Genomic DNA, 20075 nt, shown 5'->3' with positions numbered 1-20075 from the left:
ATGAAAAATACATTAGACATCACTCCTTTAAAATCTTGGTTGGATACAGGAGACAAACCTTTAATTATCGCAGGTCCTTGTAGCGCAGAAACAGAAGAGCAGCTGGTATCAACAGCGCATTTGTTGGCAAATACCGGAAAAGTAAATATTTTACGCGCTGGTATCTGGAAGCCACGTACACGTCCGGGAGAATTTGAAGGTATCGGTTCAATTGGTTTGGAGTGGTTGAAAAGAGCGAAAGAAGAAACAGGTTTATTAACAGCTACTGAAGTTGCTACAGCAAAACACGTGGAAGAAGCTTTGGCTGCTGGTGTGGATGTACTATGGGTAGGTGCACGTTCAACGGCAAATCCATTTACTGTACAAGAAATTGCTGATGCTTTGCAAGGCGTAGATATTCCAGTATTTGTTAAAAACCCTGTAAACCCCGATTTATCGCTGTGGATCGGTGCATTGGAACGTATCAACCGTGCTGGTATCAAAAAATTAGGTGCTATTCATAGAGGCTTCTCATCGTACGAGAAAACAGCATTCCGTAATGAACCAATGTGGGATTTAGCGATTCAGTTAAAAACGGCTTGTCCAAACCTACCGATCATCAACGATCCAAGTCACATCTGTGGAAACCGCGAATTGTTACCATACATCGCACAAAAAGCAATGGATATGGATATGCAAGGATTGATTATCGAATCACATATCGATCCATCTGTCGCTTGGACTGACGCAAAACAACAAGTAACGCCAGCTGCATTGGCCGAGTTGATCGACCACTTGACGTTACGTAAAGCTGCTTCGGACAACCCTTCATTTGAAGATAAATTAGCAGAATTGCGTAGCAACATCGACAAATTAGATGATTTGATCATCCAAAAAATTGGTGAACGCATGAAAATTGCTGAGAAAATCGGCGAATACAAACGCGATAACAACGTGACAATTTTGCAAGTTAACCGTTGGGATGAAATTGTTCAAAAACGCACAAAATTAGCGGAAGCGCTTTCTTTGGGTAGCGAATTTGCGACGAAATTCCTGGAATTAATTCACAACGAATCTATCCGCAAACAAAATGCGGTCATGAATACGCAAGAGCAACCAACAGCAGAAGCATAATGAATCAACAAGTCATCACGCTGACGCATCCTGCAAAAAAGATACAGGGCACGGTCCAACTCACAGGTTCAAAATCTGAGAGCAACCGTGCTCTTATTATCCAATCGCTGAGCAAAGGACAAGTTGAAATAGCCAACCTCTCTGAGGCTGCAGATACGGTTACTCTAAACCGCGTATTAAAAATCGCGTCAGAACCGCAACCTGGTTATAATACAATTGACATAGGCCCTGCAGGAACAGCTATGCGCTTCCTTACAGCTTACCTCAACCTTGTTAAAGGCAATTTTATCCTGACAGGGACAGAGCGCATGCAACAGCGTCCAATTGGGATATTGGTCGATGCCATGAAAGAAATTGGTGCCGAAATCCATTATGAAAAAAAGGTGGGTTACCCTCCTTTGAAGATTGAAGGCGGATTATTTCAAGGAAAAGACCGTGTTAAGATTAAAGGAAATATCAGCAGTCAATATATATCGGCCCTGCTATTAATTGCTCCGGCATTAAAAAAAGGACTTACCTTAGAGATTGAAGGCGAATTAACTTCCAGACCTTATGTATCCATGACTTTGGATATGCTTAAAAGTGTCGGGATCCAATATGAATGGACGGAGAATGCGATTAAAATTGCACCGCAAGCATTTGAAAAGCAAACCATATATGTCGAACCAGATTGGAGCGCAGCATCCTATTGGTATGCTATTGTAGCACTAGCTGATGCAGATGCCTCGATCGTATTGCCCGGGCTAAGACAACATAGTTTACAGGGCGATATTGCCATCATAAGCATTATGGAACATTTTGGGGTTTATTCGAGCTTTGAATCGGATGGATTGCATTTAACTAAAAAAGAAATCAATTCAGACAAAACCTTGTTCGACTTTAAAGAATGCCCTGATCTTGCGCAAACAGTAGTCGTTGTCGCAGCTGCTTTAAAACGTAATGTTTCCTTTACAGGTCTAGAAACCTTAAAGATTAAAGAGACCGACCGTATTGCTGCATTGCAGACCGAAATCGCGAAGTTCGGTGCTGAATTGATCGAAGATGGTGACACATACCATCTGAAAACTGCAGGTGTATATCAACCAGAAGATGTGACCTTCGAGACTTACGAGGATCACCGCATGGCGATGGCATTCGCACCTTTGGCTTTAGTTTTTGACCAAATCAAGATTGCTGAACCTCAAGTTGTAGAAAAGTCATATCCTGATTTTTGGAAACATTTACAAGCGCAAGCTTTTATAATTGACTAACATATCAAAAACAGGGATTAACATCAATATTAATCTCTGTTTTATGATACAATCTCCCAGATAGCCTTTTAGCTTGGGACAAAAAGTGTAATGTAATCTATTAGGCCATCTTCGAGTTACAGACTCATAATTTGTATTCAGTCTGGTGCTTTAGAATTGCATTTAAAGGCAAATTTATCTAAGTTTATTGAAATTTAATTTTTATGGCAGGAAATTCATTTGGCGATTTATTCAGAATTAGCACTTTCGGCGAATCACACGGCAAAGCTATAGGTGTAATTATTGATGGTTGCCCTTCAAATATAACAATAGACGAGGAATTTATCCAGTCTGAGCTCGACAAACGAAAACCCGGTCAATCTAAGATCACGACACAAAGAAAAGAAAGTGATACTGCACAAATCTTATCTGGCGTATTCGAGGGCAAATCAACGGGAACACCAATAGCAATTGTTATTCCAAATGAAGACCAGCGTTCGAAAGATTACACCCATATCAAAGATATTTTCAGACCTTCCCATGCTGATTTCACTTATCAGATGAAATATGGCATACGTGACTATCGTGGCGGTGGACGGTCCTCAGCGAGGGAAACCGCTGCCCGTGTTGCTGCTGGTGCTGTAGCAAAAAGCTTTCTGAATCAATTTGGCATCGAAATCTTTGCCCACGTTTCGGGAGTAGGTACTATTGAGGCGCCAAATGTAGATACCAAAGACCTCAAAGCTTTGCTTGAGTTGCGGGAAGCCAACATCGCACGTTGTGCAGATCCAGCGACAGCCAATGAAATGGTTGAGTTTATCGACTCGGTCAGAAAAGCAGGTGACACCGTTGGCGGACGTATTTCGGCTGTCATCAGACATGTGCCTGTGGGATTAGGCGAACCGGTCTTTGATAAGCTCCATGCAGACCTTGCTAAAGCAATGATGAGCATCAATGCGGTACATGGTTTTGAATATGGTTCAGGTTTTGCAGGTTCGGAGTTGCGAGGTTCCGAACATAATGATATATTTGTAGCAGATGACCATGATTTAAATCGAGTGCACACACATACCAACTTTTCTGGAGGGATTCAGGGCGGGATTTCAAATGGTATGGATATTACTTTCAAAGTAGCATTTAAGCCTGTTGCCACTATCATGAGAGATCAAGAAACAGTGGATATCCATGGCAACCCTGCTATTGCAAGTGGCAAGGGGAGACATGACCCTTGTGTTGTTTCGAGAGCAGTAATTATTGTGGAAGCTATGGCAGCACTTGTAATCGCGGATCATCTACTTAAAAATCAAAGTTACAAACATGCTGCAAGATAATTATGTCGTAGGTGTTGATATTGGAGGCACACATATTTCTGCCTGTATCATTGACACAAAACAATGGAATATATACTTAGAAAACGTGGCCAGAAACCACGTTTTTTCTCAAGGAGATGCTAAAACGATTTTACAAACCTGGGCATCAACTATACGCGATATCATAGCCACCTCACCGGCTCCTATTCAGTTCATCGGCATTGCTATGCCGGGACCCTTTGACTACGAAAATGGAATATCTAAGATACAGGGACAAAGCAAATATGACAATCTGTACAACATGGATGTCAAAGCGCTTTTAGCTGAAGAGCTGGGACTTCCGCCTACGTCTATCCACTTTATCAATGACGCAGCAGCCTTCCTACAAGGTGAAATATTCGTACAGAACTTGCAAACAAACAAGCGGATATTAGGAATTACGTTGGGTACTGGACTTGGATCTGCGGTATGGAATCAAGGTGAAAAAGCCTATGATGCCGCCCTATGGAACAGCCCTTACGAAGATTGTATTTTCGAAGAATTTCTTGTCACACGGTGGTTCATCAAACGTTTCAAAGAAGTATCAGGAAAAGATGTTACGGGACTTAAAGATATTTTAGATCATCATCGGGAAACTAAGGAATTTCAAATCATCAAAGATGAATATGCTAAACATCTCTTTGATTTTATGCAGTTCTTCGCAGAGAAACATGCTGCTGAAATATTTATAGTCGGTGGCAATATCGCCAAAGCGCTACCTATTTTCATTGGTGACCGAAGTGAATTTGAAAGATTTCAAATTTATACAGCAATACTTGGTGAAAAAGCCGCTATGATTGGCGCTGCGAGTATATTCAATTAAAATATCATCCCAGCCGTTGGAATATTTAGCTTAGTAAAGCAAAAAGATATCCATCTATTAAAACATAGATGGATATTTTTCTGGATTAGCTTCATGCATAATTGCATACACTGTCTCGACAACATCATCAGAAGATGGCTTCGAGAAATAATCCCCATCTGAGCCATATGGCGGACGATGTGCTTTTGCAGTCAGTGTCCTCGGCTGACTATCCAATAGATAGTAGCCATTTTGCTTCTCTAATATCTCTTGCAAGATGAAAGCTGAGGCCCCACCGGGCACATCCTCATCCACAATAAGTAGTTTATTTGTTTTCTTCAGCGATTCAGCACAAAGTTTTCCTTTGTCAAAAGGCTGCAATGTTTGTGCATCAATAATTTCGATGAATATCCCCAAACGTTCCAATTCCACGGCCGCTTCTTCAACAACACGTAAAGTTGACCCATAGGATACCACCGTGATATCCCGCCCCTCTTTAACACATTCGGCATAACCGATTGGCACAGTAAATTCACCAACGTTTTCTGGTAGACGCTCTTTTAGACGATACCCATTCAGACATTCGACAACGATAGCAGGTTCGTCAGAGCGGAACAACGTATTGTACATACCTGCTGCCTGGGTCATATTACGCGGCACACATACATGCAGACCTCTCAAAGATCCTAAAATTACTGACATGGGCGATCCGGAATGCCATATACCTTCCAATCGATGGCCACGTGTACGAATAATTAATGGTGCTTTCTGACCTGCAAAGGTGCGATAACTTAAACTTGCCAAATCATCACTTGCTACTGTAATACCATAGATTAGGTAATCCAGGTATTGGATCTCAGCAATTGGGCGAAGTCCACGGATTGCCAAACCTAGTCCTTTTCCTATAATTGAATTCTCCCGAATACCGGTATCAAATACACGATGCACACCTAGCTTTTCTTGTAAACCTGCAAAACCTTGATTCACATCTCCAATCTTACCGACATCCTCTCCAAACGCCAATAATCGTTCGTCACGCCGGAAGTTCTCTTCAAAACATAGATTCAAGACCTCACGTCCGTCGACCACTTTAGCTTCTTCACTGTAGACTGCAGGTACGACCGTCACGTGAGCAGGTGAATCTACACCATCTGTAAATAATTTTGAATTATAACGTTTCTCATTCAGTTCCTGCTTCTCTTTGTACCAATTTAATAATTGCTGGCGCCCGTCGCTATGCTGACCTTTAAGCTCGTGCAATACCTTGCGAACCTGGCCATAAACTTCTTTCAAAGAAGGCTCAACCATCGATTGCAATTTCTTTGACGCAAAATCAGCCCGCTCATTTGGAATACCCTGAAGTAAATCAATAGCTTCCCGAGCTTCGATGCTCAACGTTTTAATATAATCGGCCCAAGCTCGTTTTTGTTCTTGACGAACATGGTCTTTAGCATGTTGATCCAATTGATCCAATTCTTCTGTGGTAGCAATACCAGAACTTAAGATCCATTCTTTCATTTTCGCGATACAATCGAAATCAGTTTCCCATTGCAATCTTTCTTGCGATTTATACCGTTCGTGTGAACCTGAAGAAGAGTGTCCTTGAGGCTGCGTCAATTCGGTCACATGAATCAGACATGGAATATGTTTTTCGCGAGCAATTTGGGCGGCCTGCTCGTAGGTTTCACATAAACCCGCATAATCCCATCCCCTCACTTTGAATATCTCGATCCCGTTTGTTAGGTCTTCCTTCTGAAAACCTTTGAGGACTTCGGAGATATCTCCTTTTGTTGTTTGAATTTCATTAGGCACAGATATCCCATACCCATCATCCCAAATAGAAATCACTGTTGGAATCTGGTGAACACCTACGGCGTTGATGACTTCAAAAAATACGCCTTCAGAAGTAGCAGCATTTCCGATAGTGCAGAATGCAACTTCATTTCCTTTATTTGAAAAATAAGATAGATAGTCTAAATTTCTATTCTGTTTATACAACTTAGAAGCCAGGCCCAAGCCCAGCAATCTAGCCATCTGACCGCCAGTGGTCGAAATATCTGAAAACGAGTTTTTCTGAACCATTTGATCCAACCAGTTACCTTGGTCGTCCACAACACGCGTGGCAAAATGGCAGTTCATTTGCCTTCCTGCAGAAGAAGGATCTGCCTCAACATCGGGATGGGCATATAATTGAGAGAAAAAATGATAGACATCACTGATGCCAGAAGCAAATATAAATGTTTGGTCACGGTAATATCCCGACCGCCAGTCCCCATTTCTGAAAACTTTAGCCATCGCGATTTGTGCCAATTCTTTTCCATCGCCAAAAATACCAAACTTAGCCTTACCTGTAAGCACTTCTTTACGTCCCAATAAACTCACGTAACGACTTTCTAAGGCAGTTCGATAATCATTCACAATAATCTTTTTGAACTCGTCAAAGCTCAAAGTGGAAATAGATTCATTGTTTTGGTCAAATGCAGTATCAAACATATTCTTTTTTGTTTCAACAAATTTAACAAAAATATTATTCTATATAATTGGTGTTTATCAAATAAATTGATAATCAATAATTCAGATTTGAAATAGAATATTCTAATTTCTCAAATTAGTACTTTTTGACAAAAAATCCTAATTTTTACAGATTTTTAATTCCAATCAGCAGGCAAAAACACCATTGTCCTTTTTAATTTTTATTTTTGGGTTTTACATTCATTATTTTGAATTTTTCAGCACTTAAACTCGATAAAATCCTTATCGCTAATCTTGAAAAACAAAAGCTTTCTTCGCTTACACCTATTCAAGAAATAGCTATCCCCGCCATTTTAGAAGGTAGAGACTGTTTGGCGATTGCCCCAACCGGCACGGGAAAAACGGAGGCTTTCGCCGTCCCTATTATTCAGCGCTTACGAACCAAGATTACCCCAGATCACTTATCGGTCCTTATACTCCTTCCTACACGGGAACTTTGTATACAGACCAAACAACGCATATCGGGGCTTATCGATGGAATGGAGTTGACTATCGCCAGCTTCTATGGTGGCGGAACTTATGAAAGTCAACTCGACGTTTATCCGAAAGCCCAGATGGTCCTTGCGACTCCAGGACGTTTGCTGGATTTTATTGAACAAGGCATTATCGATCTAAAAACGATAGATATCCTGGTGATCGATGAATTCGATCAATTGTTAGATCTCGGTTTCACGAAAGAAATCAATAAAATCATCAGCACATTGCCTGCTGAGAGACAAACCATTTTCAGTTCAGCTACGAAAACCCCTGAAATCGAAAAAATTGTTCGAAAAAGATTAAGTACCCCTGTTGAGATCAACCTAGAAACAACGGCCAAAAAGGGTCAAATAGAAGAATCTGTCCTCTATGTTGATAAAAATGATAAAAAGACCCTTCTGCGTTATCTCCTTGAAAACCGTATTGCACAGCAAGTAATCGTTTTCACGCGAACAGTTCATGCTGTCGAACGCATCGCAACAGATTTAGATCGAAATGGCATTTCTTGCTCGGCATTATATGGCGATATAGCGCAGCAAAAACGAGAAGAGATTATTGCTAAATTCAGACAAAAAGAGGTACGTGTATTAATTGCGACGGACCTTTTGGCTCGAGGAGTAGATTTTCCGGATCTAGAAGCTATCATCAACTACGAAATTCCGGATTCCGCCGAGCTCTATACGCATCGAATCGGTCGAACAGGTCGTTCGGAAGCAGAGGGAAAAGCATTTACCTTTTGCGATGCGGAGGACAATGAAAAGTGGATAAAATTACAGTTATCCTTAAAACGGCAAATTAAAATTGACGATCAACATCCTTATTTATTGAGCTGGGAGAAAATGCGTTCTAGCAGCCAAAACAATCAACGAAAAGGCGGTTCGAAATCAAGAAAACGTCGTTAATTAATAAATATTCTTTTACTTTTACCAGCAAATCAAAAAATCACAATCCGAGATGAGTACAATACATTTATTTGACGATAGCAACAATGCGAATGATAATCGTTTGGGAGACCTGGAAAAAACGATTATAATAAATAGCCTGATGGAAGTTCCCTTTGAAGAGCGGGATGAAGAGTGGCGTGATATTTTTCTGGCTAATATTGCTGAATGCACCTTAAAATTAGCAGAAACAGAAGTGGTTGTTGGTCCTGATGGGTTCCCCTATTTTCAACTCGAAAGTGTTCCGAAAGATCAGAACTTTCAGGCCTTTGTCATTAAAAATCGGCTGAAGGATTACGTGTTGCCAAAAGGTTTTGGTATTGCTATCAATACACAAAATGAAAACCCCGACTGGGTATTCACCTACGGCGACTTGGTTAACTACTTTTTAAACGGAGAGTTTTATACAGATGATAGTGTTTTCTCAAAGAAAAATGAACAAACGATTATCGGTCAAGATGAAGAAATATTAGTGGGGCAACCTGCCGAGACCATTCTTCCACAGGCTGTCCGCAACCAATTACGTGAATTTTTAGATTATTATGGCGTAAAGAATGCAAAGGTGATGCTCATTGCGCGTAATTATAAAGATGAAGAAAATGCTTCACAAGATTTGGCATTCAATATCGCTGCGAACCAATTCAGGACTGAAAAAGAATTCACCAACATCATGGAAGCAATTGGCTGGTTTCTTCCGAGACATTATTCTTATATCGGATTGGATGAATTTGCAGTAGACAATGGTTTTATGCCACTGTAAAAGACAGAAACTAAAATATATACAAACATAATTAATCCATGTTTCCATTTAACGTAAGAGTGTACGGAATATTGATCAATGAAAATCAAGAGGTATTGATCAGCGACGAAAGAACGGAAAATGTTTCATTTACCAAATTCCCTGGTGGGGGCTTAGAATACGGGGAAGGCTTATTGGATGCTTTGATCCGGGAGTATCAGGAAGAATGTGCTTTTGACATTGCTGTGGTTAAACATATTTACACCACAGACTTTTATGAGAAATCAAGTTTTAACGATAGCCAAATCATATCGATTTACTATCAGGTCAAGAATACCTCAGCTATTCAGATCAGAACGACTACCAAAGCCTTTGACTTCGATCCTGATCAGAAACCTGAAGATAATAAGCTTCAGTCTTTTCGATGGGTACCGATTGAATCGGTGTTAACGGAAGATTTGACCTTCAAAACAGATCAGATCGCCTGGGAAGAATTCTTAAAAACGGTCAAATAATAATAATTTTTCAATTTTCATCATTTTTATTTGTATTTAAAAAATAAAGACATATCTTTACGTAAACCAATGGAAATACTTGATTTTTTTAAAGTATTGACCTTAATAATTACATTTTATTATTTATTTGACATCTCGCATGTGACGAGGAATAAAAGTAGAGGAGCGTGGGATGAGACATACATTGGTTTATTGAATTTGTAAATTCCTAGTCCTATAGGTTTTTTAATAGTTAGTGTGATTTTATGGCGATACTCCCCGTATCGCCTTATTTATTTTACACTTTTTTCCAGCCCCTATTTGAATCCCATATAAGAAGCAAAACAAAGGTTTTTATGTAAAACATCAACATTTTTAAAGCCAACTTGTGTCAATAAGTTGAGTTGATAAATCAGCGATCTTGGTGTATCCTCGTGTTCAATATAGTCAAAAACATGATCACGGTACTGTTCATCCTTCAGGCTAGTTAAGTATTCACCATATTTTTCTCTATAAATTAATTTTTGAAGCTGTTCATTATTTTGCTCAATCAAATCAAAAATCCACACACTTCCCCCGGTTCTCAATAAGCGGAACAGCTTGCCAAACGCATTTTCCCAATCTTTATCATCTCGAAGATGATGTAAAACGGATGTTGCGACGATGACATCAAATTTGTCTTCTTCCAAAGCAGCAGTACGAAAGTCGCCTTTAATCAAATGAATTTCTCCGTTGGTCAATTTTCCAACGCGTTTCTTTGCCCTATTTAACATGGGCTGGCTCAGGTCCAACAGACTAACATTTGGATTAGACTCCAATTTTTGCAATAGTTTTACGTCGTAATTGCCAGCCCCACATCCAATGTCCAATATATTTTGAGCGTTTGGATAAAGACTGACAATGGCATCCGTAATAAGCTCCATATTCCATACCGCATCCAATGTGGTTGCTTGACCTGTTTCTAAATTTGAGAACCGTTCGACATCATTGTCAAACCGTGTTTCAATCTCCTGTAGTGTAGCTTTGTTCATCTCTAAATTGTTTATGCTCTAAAGTTCAGATAGATTCCCCCTACAGCTGTATCTTACAGTCCGTCGGGCATTTCATCCATTAATTTTTAATAATTTAAAGGTAGGACTAACTGGAATTCATTAAAAATATTTATTTTGTCATCAATTCATACCAAAAAAGTATCGATGGAAATCCGACATCTCATTTATTTCAAAACAGTAGCCGAAGAGCTTCATTTTGGCCGAGCAGCAGAACGCTTATTTATGTCCCAGCCCCCATTAAGCCGGCAGATTAAAGATCTAGAAGACGAATTGGGTGTTATTCTTTTCTTCCGGACCAACAAACGTGTCGAGCTAACTGAAGCAGGTAAATACTTTTTGGAGGAAGTGTTAGAGATTCTGCAGAACATAGAGCACAGCAAAACGATCACCAAACAGATTCACAACAATATCTCCGGAGAATTCAAACTAGGCTATATCAGTTCAACACCAAAAAAGATGCTTGCTACAGTATTGAAGCAAATTCAACAAAAGTTTCCATACTTAAGGGTTAGTCTTTTTGAAACTTCGACACAGAAGCAAAAGCTGGCGTTGGAAAATGGAAAATTGGATCTAGGCATCATGCGCGCTCCAATTTATTCAAATGAATTGCTGACCACTCCTCTTTTCGAAGACCCTATGGTGATTGTAGGTCCTTCACAGGTGGAATTTAATGCGATCAACTTTTTTAATGAAAGTTTCATTTCTTTCAATCAGAAATACGCCTCCGAATATCACCGGCTTGTTATTAACACCTGTAATCGCATGGGCTTCGAACCTAAGATTGTACACCAGAGCAATTCGATGTCTTCCATCCTTGAGTTGGTAGCACAGGGGTTGGGCCTGGCAGTCGTCCCCTATTCCACCATCAAACAATACCCGCATTTAAACCTAAAAATCATGAAGCTTGAAGATATGGATAGCAAAACAGAAGTGATCCTGGTCTCTAATATAAAAAGTAAAAACAGTGCATTAGGCGAATTTATAGAATGTATTCAAAGAGAGTACCTCAATTTTAATGCATCCTAAAAAGTTTATCCTACGCTTGCCCATATAAAAGACACGGAGTCCACAAAATGTGAACTCCGTGTCTTATGTTAAAGAGTAGCACTATCTCTTCTCGAATTTATAAGCCAATGTTGCCATAAAACTACGCGGTGGAATCGGATTCACACTATAGTTTTCATGGATATAATAATTAAACGCGTTGGTAATATTGGATAATTTACCCAAAATACTCCAGTTTTTATAAGCATAACCAGCGGAGAAATCTATGGTCGTAAATGGACTAACAGAGATCAGACGATTGAGGCCATCGCGTACATTGATCTTAGTATTATTCCAACCTGCATTACGTCGACCTGTATAAAATGCGGAAAAACCTAATTTCAGTCCTTTAACTGTCCCATTTTGAATGGTATAAAACACGGTTCCATTAGCCGTATGTGCTGTGGTTCCTACCAGACGTACATTTTCTTCGTTCCCAGAAATTTCAGTCACTTTCTCCTTACCATCAACGATGGTTGTATAACTTGAAATCGGATTGGTTTCGGTATAACGCATATAATTGTAGGAATAACCTGCAATTACATTCAGTCCTGGAAGTAAGGTTCCAGTAACATCAACTTCCAATCCGCTTGAAGCCGTCTTTCCAGAAAATTCTTTCATATTTGCATCGCTATTGCTTGTTCCATTCGGAAGCACCAATAACTGTTGGGCAAAGCGATTGTTGTTAATTCTATACCAAGCAACATTTGCGGATAACCTACCGTTGAAAAAGTCATTTTTCACACCGGCCTCATACTGATCGATGATGGAGGGAGCCATCGGTTGATAATTCACATCATATCCCGAATTCGATGTAAAGTTATTCGCATAAGTGACATAGACACTTGATGAGCGGATCGGCTGATAGATCAATCCAAATTTAGGCGACCATGCTTTATCCACTTTTGCTCCAATCGGATTTTTTTGACCATCTAGATTAATAATCTCTTCCGATTGATTCGTCGCATAAGTATACTTTTCCGAATTCGGTGTACGCTGATACGTGTAGCGAATACCAGCCAACACTTTAAATTGTTCAGTAACTTCTATTAGGTCCTGAAAAAATACGCCATAACGAAAGATATCCGTCGTTGTTTTGGTCAATAAATCCGCTTGTGGCATATCTGTCCGAAGTCCATTTCCCGAAGCCAAATGCTGCGCAGTTTGCGAGGGATTAAAGACATAAATAGAATCGTATACACCGCCCACATTTTTAGATGCATCAATTTTATAGGCATACGCATTTGAATGCGACTGATCGGCATCTGCTCCCACCAAGATCTTATGCTTGATCGCCCCTGTTTTTACAGTTCCTGTTAGATTCAATTGCTGATTGGCTGTAAACTCATTTGATTTGGATCGGGTTAAATTCCGTGGAGCAATTCCATTTTTATTCGCTTGAATCCGATCTGATCCATAGTAATCACGATCGTAGGTTTGGTAACTTGCTATTGCGTTTAAATTCCATGAATCATTAAACTTATGGTTCAAATTGATCTGCCCGTTTGAGGTATTTGTTCTGTTGAAAGCAAAAGGCACATTCATAAAAGTGTTTCTTCCAACTTCATTATTCAACTTACCATCCACGGTCCCCATTCCAAAGTCCGGCGTAAAATCACTTTTTAAGTAATCGAATGTAAAGTTGAGATCAGTTTTATCGGATATTTTATATAAAACAGAAGGATTTATATATGTACGTTTTGATGTGACCTGATCCCTAAAGCTACCCGCTTTTTCATAAGTTCCGATAACCCGGAATGCAACCTTATTGGAGATTGGACCATACACATCTACTGTTGGTTTATAGAAGTCATAACTTCCTACACGCATTGACGCTTCGCCTCCATAATAAAATTTAGGCTTTTTCGTCACTAGGTTTACTACGGCCCCACCAGATACACCGCCATACAACAAAGCAGAACTTCCTTTTAAAATCTCGACATATTCTAAGGTGCTCGCCTCAATCGAACCTCCATTATTGGTTCGCGCGCCATTCTTAAATATATTATTCCCGCCTAAGCTATAGCCCCTTGCGTAAAAATTTTCGTTGACCCCACCACGGTTCGCTCCCATCGCGACACCGTTTGCATTTTTTAGCGCGTCGCTCAGGCGATTAACCTGTTGATCCGCAATTACCTGTTCGTTTATAATTTGTACACTCTGCGGCAAATCCCGGTCAATAATCCCTGCTTTACCCACATTCACTGTTTTGCTGTTGTGCGAGTTGTAGCCCACGACTTCCACTTGTTCCAATTGAGATTCAGAAATATTCAAAGCAACATTCACGGCCATCGCCTTTCCATTTTTAACCTCTATAGTACGCTCCTCGACTCCATTTCCGATACTTTTGATCCGAATAGTATAGGTTCCATCCGGAAGATTAGAGAAATGGAAGCTTCCATCACCTGAAGTCGAAGTAGACCTACCTAAAGAAACTATGGTTACTGTAGCCGATTCAATTGGTGCACCATCTTTGGTTTTAACACGGCCATGTATCCCCTTACTTTGCGCCGATGCATCCAAATGAATTGCTCCTACCAATCCTAGACTTAAAACAAGTCCTAGAAAAGTTCTTTTCATGTTAATAAATTGTGAGTTCGTAAAAATTATTTGTCGGCGCAAACATACGATATTATTTCATTGTTTAGAATAGTTTTAAATAAAAATAGTTTATTAAGCTAATAAAGCATGATTGAGCTGTATAGCAACTATGATATGCTGCACGGATTCATTGTAACTATTTCTATTATTCATCAGTATTTCCTTACATTTATACCAGAACTAACATCCCAACTAATCAATCCAATGAGAAAGTATAAGCTCCTACTCGCCGTCTTTATTTTTCTATTCGTTCCCACAGTTTTGCTGGGCCAGCACACACAGGTTGATCATGATCTTACAGAAATTATGCGTCGGTATAATGCCGTAGGGCTCAGTGTGGTCGTCGTCAAAAACAATAAAATTGAGTATCACAAAAATTATGGTTACAAAAACTTGGAAACCAAAACGCCTCTCGGAGAAAATGACCTCTTTCGGATTGCTTCGATTTCAAAGTCATTCACCGCAACATCATTGATGCAATTAATAGCGGATGGCCGATGCAAACTCGACGACGACTTCGGGGATTTGATAGGTTTCCCAATCAGAAATCCGAATTTTCCAGGCAAAAAAATCACCGTCCGGATGATCCTTTCCCATACCTCCAGTATCAATGATAAAAACGGTTACTTCAACCTAGATGTCATCAATCCATCCAAGAACCCCAATTGGAAAGATTCCTACAATCTTTATGAACCCGGCACACAATACCAATATTGTAATCTCAATTTTAATATGGCAGGAGCTGTTCTGGAGAAACTGACCAATACACGCGTCGACAGCTATATTGTTAACCATATCCTCAAACCGCTCAACCTATATGGTGGTTATTGTATCGACTCTTTGGACCAAAGAAGATTTGTTCCTTTATATTCCTTTGATGCTAAAGGTACACCGCATGAAGAACCCAGTGCCTATAATCCACGTCGGGAGGAACTCAATCAGTACATCTTGGGCTATAGCACTCCTGTGCTCTCTCCGACAGGTGGAATGAAAATATCTGCCTTAGATTTAGCTAAATACATGATGATGCATATGAATTACGGCCATAGCAAGGGAAAAAACATCATCGATAAAAAGTATGCGAAGATTATGCAGACCGCTGTAAATAAAGAATCGGGCTATGGATTAGCTATGATGAATAATTCTAAAATTATACCGGGGATTACTTTGACAGGCCATACGGGTTCGGCTTACGGGCTTTATAGTGCACTATTTTTCAACCCTGCAAAGAAATATGGCTTTATTGTCATTACAAACGGCTGCAATATTCCCGACAGCGATGACTTCAACCCTTTGCTTGAAGACTGCATTAGCGCCCTGTACGATGCTTACATTGAATAGGCAACGGCTTACATCAAATAGGCAAAAGTTTAATAAATAAACGAAAGCCAAACCCATAAAATAGAGCCTTGTCCCGGTTTATGGCAAAACCAGGAGCCTTCGTATCAACTGGACAATAACAAAGTAAAAAAGCTGNNCAGCTTTTTTACTTTGTTATTTTTACTATTTCTTGTTTTCCACCCAGTTTACAATAGCAGGATCCAGCGGATTCGTCGCAGAACGGAAACGATGGACAAGTTTGCCGTTCTCATCAATCAAAAACTTTTCAAAGTTCCATTTGATATCACCTTTAAAATCTGGGTTCTCCTGAGCGGTCAAATATTTAAACAAGGGTGAAATTTGATCTCCTTTTACATCGACCTTTTCGGCCATTAAAAAATCAACACCATAATTTTGTTCACAAAACTCTTGAATCTGCGCATTTGAACCCGGTTCCTGTTGTCCAAAATTATTTGCCGGAAAGCCAATAATAACGAGCTTATTGCCATAGGTCTTGTGCAATTCCTCCAGATCTTTGTACTGTTTTGTAAAACCACATTTCGAGGCTGTATTCACGATCAATATTTTCTTCCCCTTGAAATCGGACATTTTCACTTCTTGCCCTTCAAGTGTCGTAAACTTAAAATCATAAAAGCTGGGATTGCCAAATAACATTGACATATACACCATAATAGTTGCAATAATCATATTTAATTATTTTAAAGACTTAACAATGAATTACTTTCTCTTTCCAATACCGCATCAAAAAGCTCGTTGATAGGAGATTTTAAAATGGTCCCTACCTGTATCTGATGTGCTTCACAGACTTCCCGCAAGATTAAATCAAAACTATACGCAATAGAACCCACAAAGTGACATGCATATTTATTATAGTCGGGATAGGTCAGAATTGAAGCTTGAACAAATTCTTCAAATCCACTCTTTACCAGATCTATAATATAGGGATGGGTAATATTATCGGACATGAACGGCGCAAAAGATGCTAAGAAAGCATTTGGACGTTCTTTTTGATAAACATTTTTGATGACAATCTCTTTATTGATTCTGTATTTGTTCGCAAATTTTTCGTTCAGATCTTTCGGCATACGGCCATATAGGAAAAGCCTGACCAGATTTTTTCCAAAATAAGCCCCCGACCCCTCATCACCTAATACGTAGCCATTTCCATTATGTGAGGGCATAAGCTCCTCCCCGTCAAAAAAACTCAAATCAGACCCCGTCCCCAATGTCGCTACATAACCTTTTTTATTACCACAGGTCGCTAAGGCACTACCAAAAAGATCGTTCTCAACAGAGATGTAAGCGTTTTCGAATAAGGGTGTCAATGCATTTGAAACCATTTCCCGACGATCGGGCGTAATGCATCCCGCACCAAAAAAATACAACTCAGTAACTTCATCGGCATAGGGAATAATTTCGGGTATTTCCTTAATAACACGTGTGATTTCCTTTTCATTCACAAAAAAAGGATTAAGTCCATTTGTACTGAATGAGATAGGCGCACTATCTGGCAATTCCAACTTCCAATCCGACTTTGAAGAGCCGCTATCAACAACTAAGATCATACAAATTCTTGATTATTTTCCCCCTATAAACTACTGTATCAAACTTAGCAAAAATTCTGATAAAAAACAGATTTTTTGCTTCATCTCCCCAGCCCAATTAAAACCGTCGTTTTATCCAAAGCAGCAATTTTGCCATCGAATTATACCTCATTTCTTAAATAAATTTATGTATATTGGAGGATACTATCAGCTGCTTCCTGTCATCANNTGATGACAGGAAGCAGCTGATTCATAATTGTAGAACCAACAATCTTTTTTTTTGTTTGGTTAAGCGTACGATACTTGTAATTTTGTAAGCTCATACTAAAATCATCTTTCATGGACAGTGACCCTTTCAACATACCCGAAATACATTTTGAGGTATCATTTTCAGAAGCACAAGCTCATTACATCGAAGTAAAAATGAGCATCACAAAGCTCAACCAGCCTTATGTCGATCTAAAAATGCCAGTTTGGTCTCCTGGATCTTATTTAATTCGTGAATATGCTAAAAATGTAGAACGATTTCGATCATTTGACAAAACAGGAAATACGATTTCCTATCAGAAAATTTCAAAAAATACCTGGCGAATACCCACAGAATCTTTGGATCAAATCGAAGTAATCTACGCTGTATACGGTTTTGAAGTTTCTGTGCGTACCAACTTTTTCGATAGTGATCATGCTTTTATTGTGCCTACGGCAACTTTCTTTCATATCGATGGCCGTATAGACAGTCCTTCAACAGTCAGCATAGCACTAAAAGATTCTTGGGCAAGTATATCAACAGGACTCGAACAAATTGAAGAACATAAGTTTTATGCACCAAATTTTGACGTATTATACGATACGCCCATCGAAGCGGGTAACCAAGATGTCTGGAAATTCCAAGCTGCCGGTGTCGAGCATGAATGCGCCATGGTCGGAGGTGGTAGTTATGATAAAGACCGTCTGACGAAAGATATCACACGTATCGTCGAAGAGGAAACCCGCATCTGGGGTTCGAACCCCAATGAGCGATATGTCATTATTACCCACAATTACCAATCTGGAGGTGGAGGCCTAGAACATCTCAATTCAACAGTATTGGGAGCGTCGAGGAATGCGTATTTAAATGAGACAAGCTACAAAAACTATTTGAGTCTCGTTGCACATGAATATTTTCACTTATGGAATGTCAAGCGCTTACGTCCAAAAGCATTAGGACCGTTTAATTACGATGGCGAGAACTATACCACAGGCCTCTGGATCATGGAAGGATTCACTTCATATTATGATAATTTAATTATTAAACGCTGTGGATTTTATGATGAAAAAGAGTACCTCGCTTTGCTAGCTAACGATTTCAATATTGTACTGAACCGACCGGGTCATGCGATACAGTCTGCCGCAGCCTCAAGTTTCGATACCTGGATTAAATATTATAGGCCTGATGAAAATTCGATGAATTCAGGAATTTCCTATTACAACAAGGGGGCAATGCTGACAGCATTGTTGGATATTAAAATTATCGCTGCTACAGAAGGTCGACTAAAATTGGATGATGTTATCCGTGAGGCTTATGAGGAGTTCTACCTAAAACTTGATCGCGGATTTGAAGAAAATGAATTGAGAAGCCTTGCTGAACGCATCGCAGGCACGTCGTTAGACGACATTTTCAATGCTGCCCATCAGGACGGAGAACTGGATTATAACGATTATTTTAATCTCGTTGGTTACGAAATTGTGGATACCAATATTGATAACAACACATTGACATTCGGCATTACGACCAACAAAGTGGATGGGTTAATTTCGGTAGCAACAGTGGAAAAAGGCTCTGGTGCGTATGACGCCGGATTGAATGTAAAAGACGAACTGATTGCAATTAATAATAACAGGCTCGACGTGAAAGACAAGGAAATTGATTTCATTGTTCAACATGCTAAAGAGGGGGAAACATTAAACTTCCTGGTGGCACGAGATGGTTTAGTGCGTGAAATACCTGTTCAGATCAGAAAGAGCAATAAAAAGATATATGAAATCCGTCCGCTCAAAGAACAAACCTTTTTACAGGAATTGCTGGGTAAAATCTGGATGGCATAACACGAAAGTACTAGTATTAAAATTAAAAAAGAATAGCGGGAGATCCCGCTATTCTTTTTTAAAATTTATATCTTACCGAAAAACCGATCGGATCAAATAATTTGATACTGGATTCGTTTAGAAAATCGAAATAAGGTTTTACATCCAATGAGATCTGAAATGGAGCTTGGGGAATATTATATTCAATACCAACAATACCGTCGATACTTAAATTGAGTTGTGAGTCAAACGAATGACGTTGACCATCTATAATTTTATCTTTCTCTTTATAAGAGCCTACGCTACCACCGAAACCATAATACCAATTGAATCCTCCAGTCAATGGTTTATAGATTTCATATAAACCAACAACGCGGAAACGGCGGAAATCAGAATTGCTCTGAATGCTCATGATAGCCTCCAATGCATGGTCCGAGTTAAGCGTATGACGATATGTAATTCCCTGAGCAGACCCAAAACGTCCACCAATAGCACCCTTATTGTCCAACTGAGCCATAGCTCTATTGGATAATGCTCCAAACATCAGCATTCCACCGACAGCCAAAAATATTTTTCTCATAAAAATCGTACGCTTTTTTGCTTTACATTTTTTTCAAACATAGATAAATTGCTTTTTATATGCAATATAATTGCAGTGCACATAAAAACTATTTACCAGAACTTCCCCTATGAAGGACCTTTTCAATAGAGTAAATATCCACTACAGCTATAACGAAACAATGTTTAATTTGT

16 protein-coding genes are annotated in these 20075 nt (G+C 39.5%); 10 read left to right on the top strand and 6 right to left on the bottom strand.

What is annotated here, in order from left to right:
- From B3P16_RS11850 to B3P16_RS11835, 4 genes are all read left to right on the top strand, one after another.
- On the top strand, positions 1 to 1113 hold the full coding sequence (locus B3P16_RS11850; protein ID WP_046671824.1) for a chorismate mutase: 1113 nt from the start codon (positions 1 to 3) through the stop codon (positions 1111 to 1113).
- A complete protein-coding gene (gene aroA / locus B3P16_RS11845; RefSeq protein WP_286753208.1) occupies positions 1113 to 2363 on the top strand; it encodes a 3-phosphoshikimate 1-carboxyvinyltransferase in 1251 nt (416 codons plus the stop codon). Before B3P16_RS11850 ends, aroA begins: the two co-directional genes overlap by 1 nt.
- A gap of 203 nt (positions 2364 to 2566) precedes the next feature.
- Positions 2567 to 3673, top strand: a complete 1107-nt coding sequence (gene aroC, locus B3P16_RS11840) for a chorismate synthase (RefSeq protein WP_046671826.1) — start codon at positions 2567 to 2569, stop codon at positions 3671 to 3673.
- Positions 3660 to 4514, top strand: coding sequence for an ROK family protein (locus B3P16_RS11835; protein ID WP_286753206.1), 855 nt, complete (start codon positions 3660 to 3662; stop codon positions 4512 to 4514). Before aroC ends, B3P16_RS11835 begins: the two co-directional genes overlap by 14 nt.
- A 57-nt stretch (positions 4515 to 4571) precedes the next feature.
- Here B3P16_RS11835 and B3P16_RS11830 read toward each other — a convergent pair whose 3' ends face one another.
- Positions 4572 to 6986 (bottom strand): alpha-ketoacid dehydrogenase subunit alpha/beta, encoded by a 2415-nt coding sequence (locus tag B3P16_RS11830; protein ID WP_286753205.1) that lies wholly within the window; start codon positions 6984 to 6986, stop codon positions 4572 to 4574.
- A gap of 227 nt (positions 6987 to 7213) precedes the next feature.
- On the opposite strand from B3P16_RS11830, the gene B3P16_RS11825 reads away from it, so the two are divergent.
- The 3 genes from B3P16_RS11825 to B3P16_RS11815 are packed head-to-tail and all read left to right on the top strand — an operon-like array spanning position 7214 to position 9697.
- Positions 7214 to 8404 (top strand): DEAD/DEAH box helicase, encoded by a 1191-nt coding sequence (locus B3P16_RS11825; RefSeq protein WP_286753203.1) that lies wholly within the window; start codon positions 7214 to 7216, stop codon positions 8402 to 8404.
- 52 nt (positions 8405 to 8456) lie between these two features.
- A complete protein-coding gene (locus B3P16_RS11820; protein WP_046671829.1) occupies positions 8457 to 9203 on the top strand; it encodes a hypothetical protein in 747 nt (248 codons plus the stop codon).
- Positions 9204 to 9241: 38 nt separating this feature from the next.
- Positions 9242 to 9697, top strand: coding sequence for an NUDIX domain-containing protein (locus B3P16_RS11815; RefSeq protein WP_046671830.1), 456 nt, complete (start codon positions 9242 to 9244; stop codon positions 9695 to 9697).
- Positions 9698 to 9993: 296 nt separating this feature from the next.
- On the opposite strand, the gene B3P16_RS11810 is transcribed toward B3P16_RS11815, so the two are convergent.
- On the bottom strand, positions 9994 to 10707 hold the full coding sequence (locus B3P16_RS11810) for a class I SAM-dependent methyltransferase (protein ID WP_286753202.1): 714 nt from the start codon (positions 10705 to 10707) through the stop codon (positions 9994 to 9996).
- Positions 10708 to 10872: 165 nt separating this feature from the next.
- On the opposite strand from B3P16_RS11810, the gene B3P16_RS11805 reads away from it, so the two are divergent.
- Positions 10873 to 11754, top strand: a complete 882-nt coding sequence (locus B3P16_RS11805) for a LysR family transcriptional regulator (RefSeq protein WP_286753201.1) — start codon at positions 10873 to 10875, stop codon at positions 11752 to 11754.
- A gap of 81 nt (positions 11755 to 11835) precedes the next feature.
- Here the strand turns inward: B3P16_RS11805 and B3P16_RS11800 are convergent, their stop codons facing one another.
- The gene (locus B3P16_RS11800; RefSeq protein ID WP_286753200.1) at positions 11836 to 14352 is read right to left on the bottom strand and encodes a TonB-dependent receptor; all 2517 of its coding nucleotides are present in this window, start codon (positions 14350 to 14352) and stop codon (positions 11836 to 11838) included.
- A gap of 225 nt (positions 14353 to 14577) precedes the next feature.
- On the opposite strand from B3P16_RS11800, the gene B3P16_RS11795 reads away from it, so the two are divergent.
- The gene (locus B3P16_RS11795) at positions 14578 to 15714 is read left to right on the top strand and encodes a serine hydrolase domain-containing protein (RefSeq protein WP_286753199.1); all 1137 of its coding nucleotides are present in this window, start codon (positions 14578 to 14580) and stop codon (positions 15712 to 15714) included.
- Positions 15715 to 15876: 162 nt separating this feature from the next.
- Here the strand turns inward: B3P16_RS11795 and B3P16_RS11790 are convergent, their stop codons facing one another.
- On the bottom strand, positions 15877 to 16401 hold the full coding sequence (locus B3P16_RS11790) for a glutathione peroxidase (RefSeq protein ID WP_286753198.1): 525 nt from the start codon (positions 16399 to 16401) through the stop codon (positions 15877 to 15879).
- 11 nt (positions 16402 to 16412) lie between these two features.
- The gene (locus B3P16_RS11785; protein ID WP_070566035.1) at positions 16413 to 17279 is read right to left on the bottom strand and encodes an N-acetylglucosamine kinase; all 867 of its coding nucleotides are present in this window, start codon (positions 17277 to 17279) and stop codon (positions 16413 to 16415) included.
- Positions 17280 to 17597: 318 nt separating this feature from the next.
- On the opposite strand from B3P16_RS11785, the gene B3P16_RS11780 reads away from it, so the two are divergent.
- Positions 17598 to 19343 (top strand): M61 family metallopeptidase, encoded by a 1746-nt coding sequence (locus B3P16_RS11780; RefSeq protein ID WP_115046822.1) that lies wholly within the window; start codon positions 17598 to 17600, stop codon positions 19341 to 19343.
- 58 nt (positions 19344 to 19401) lie between these two features.
- Here the strand turns inward: B3P16_RS11780 and B3P16_RS11775 are convergent, their stop codons facing one another.
- Complete coding sequence (locus B3P16_RS11775; protein ID WP_070566042.1) at positions 19402 to 19902, bottom strand: hypothetical protein; 501 nt, start codon at positions 19900 to 19902, stop codon at positions 19402 to 19404.
- Positions 19903 to 20075 lie beyond the last annotated feature (173 nt).

The sequence above is a fragment of the Sphingobacterium sp. UBA7631 genome, assembly GCF_002483935.1.
Taxonomy (GTDB): Bacteria; Bacteroidota; Bacteroidia; order Sphingobacteriales; family Sphingobacteriaceae; genus Sphingobacterium; species Sphingobacterium multivorum.
Note: the sequence above shows the minus strand (reverse complement) of the source record. Positions and strands in the feature narration are given on the sequence as shown.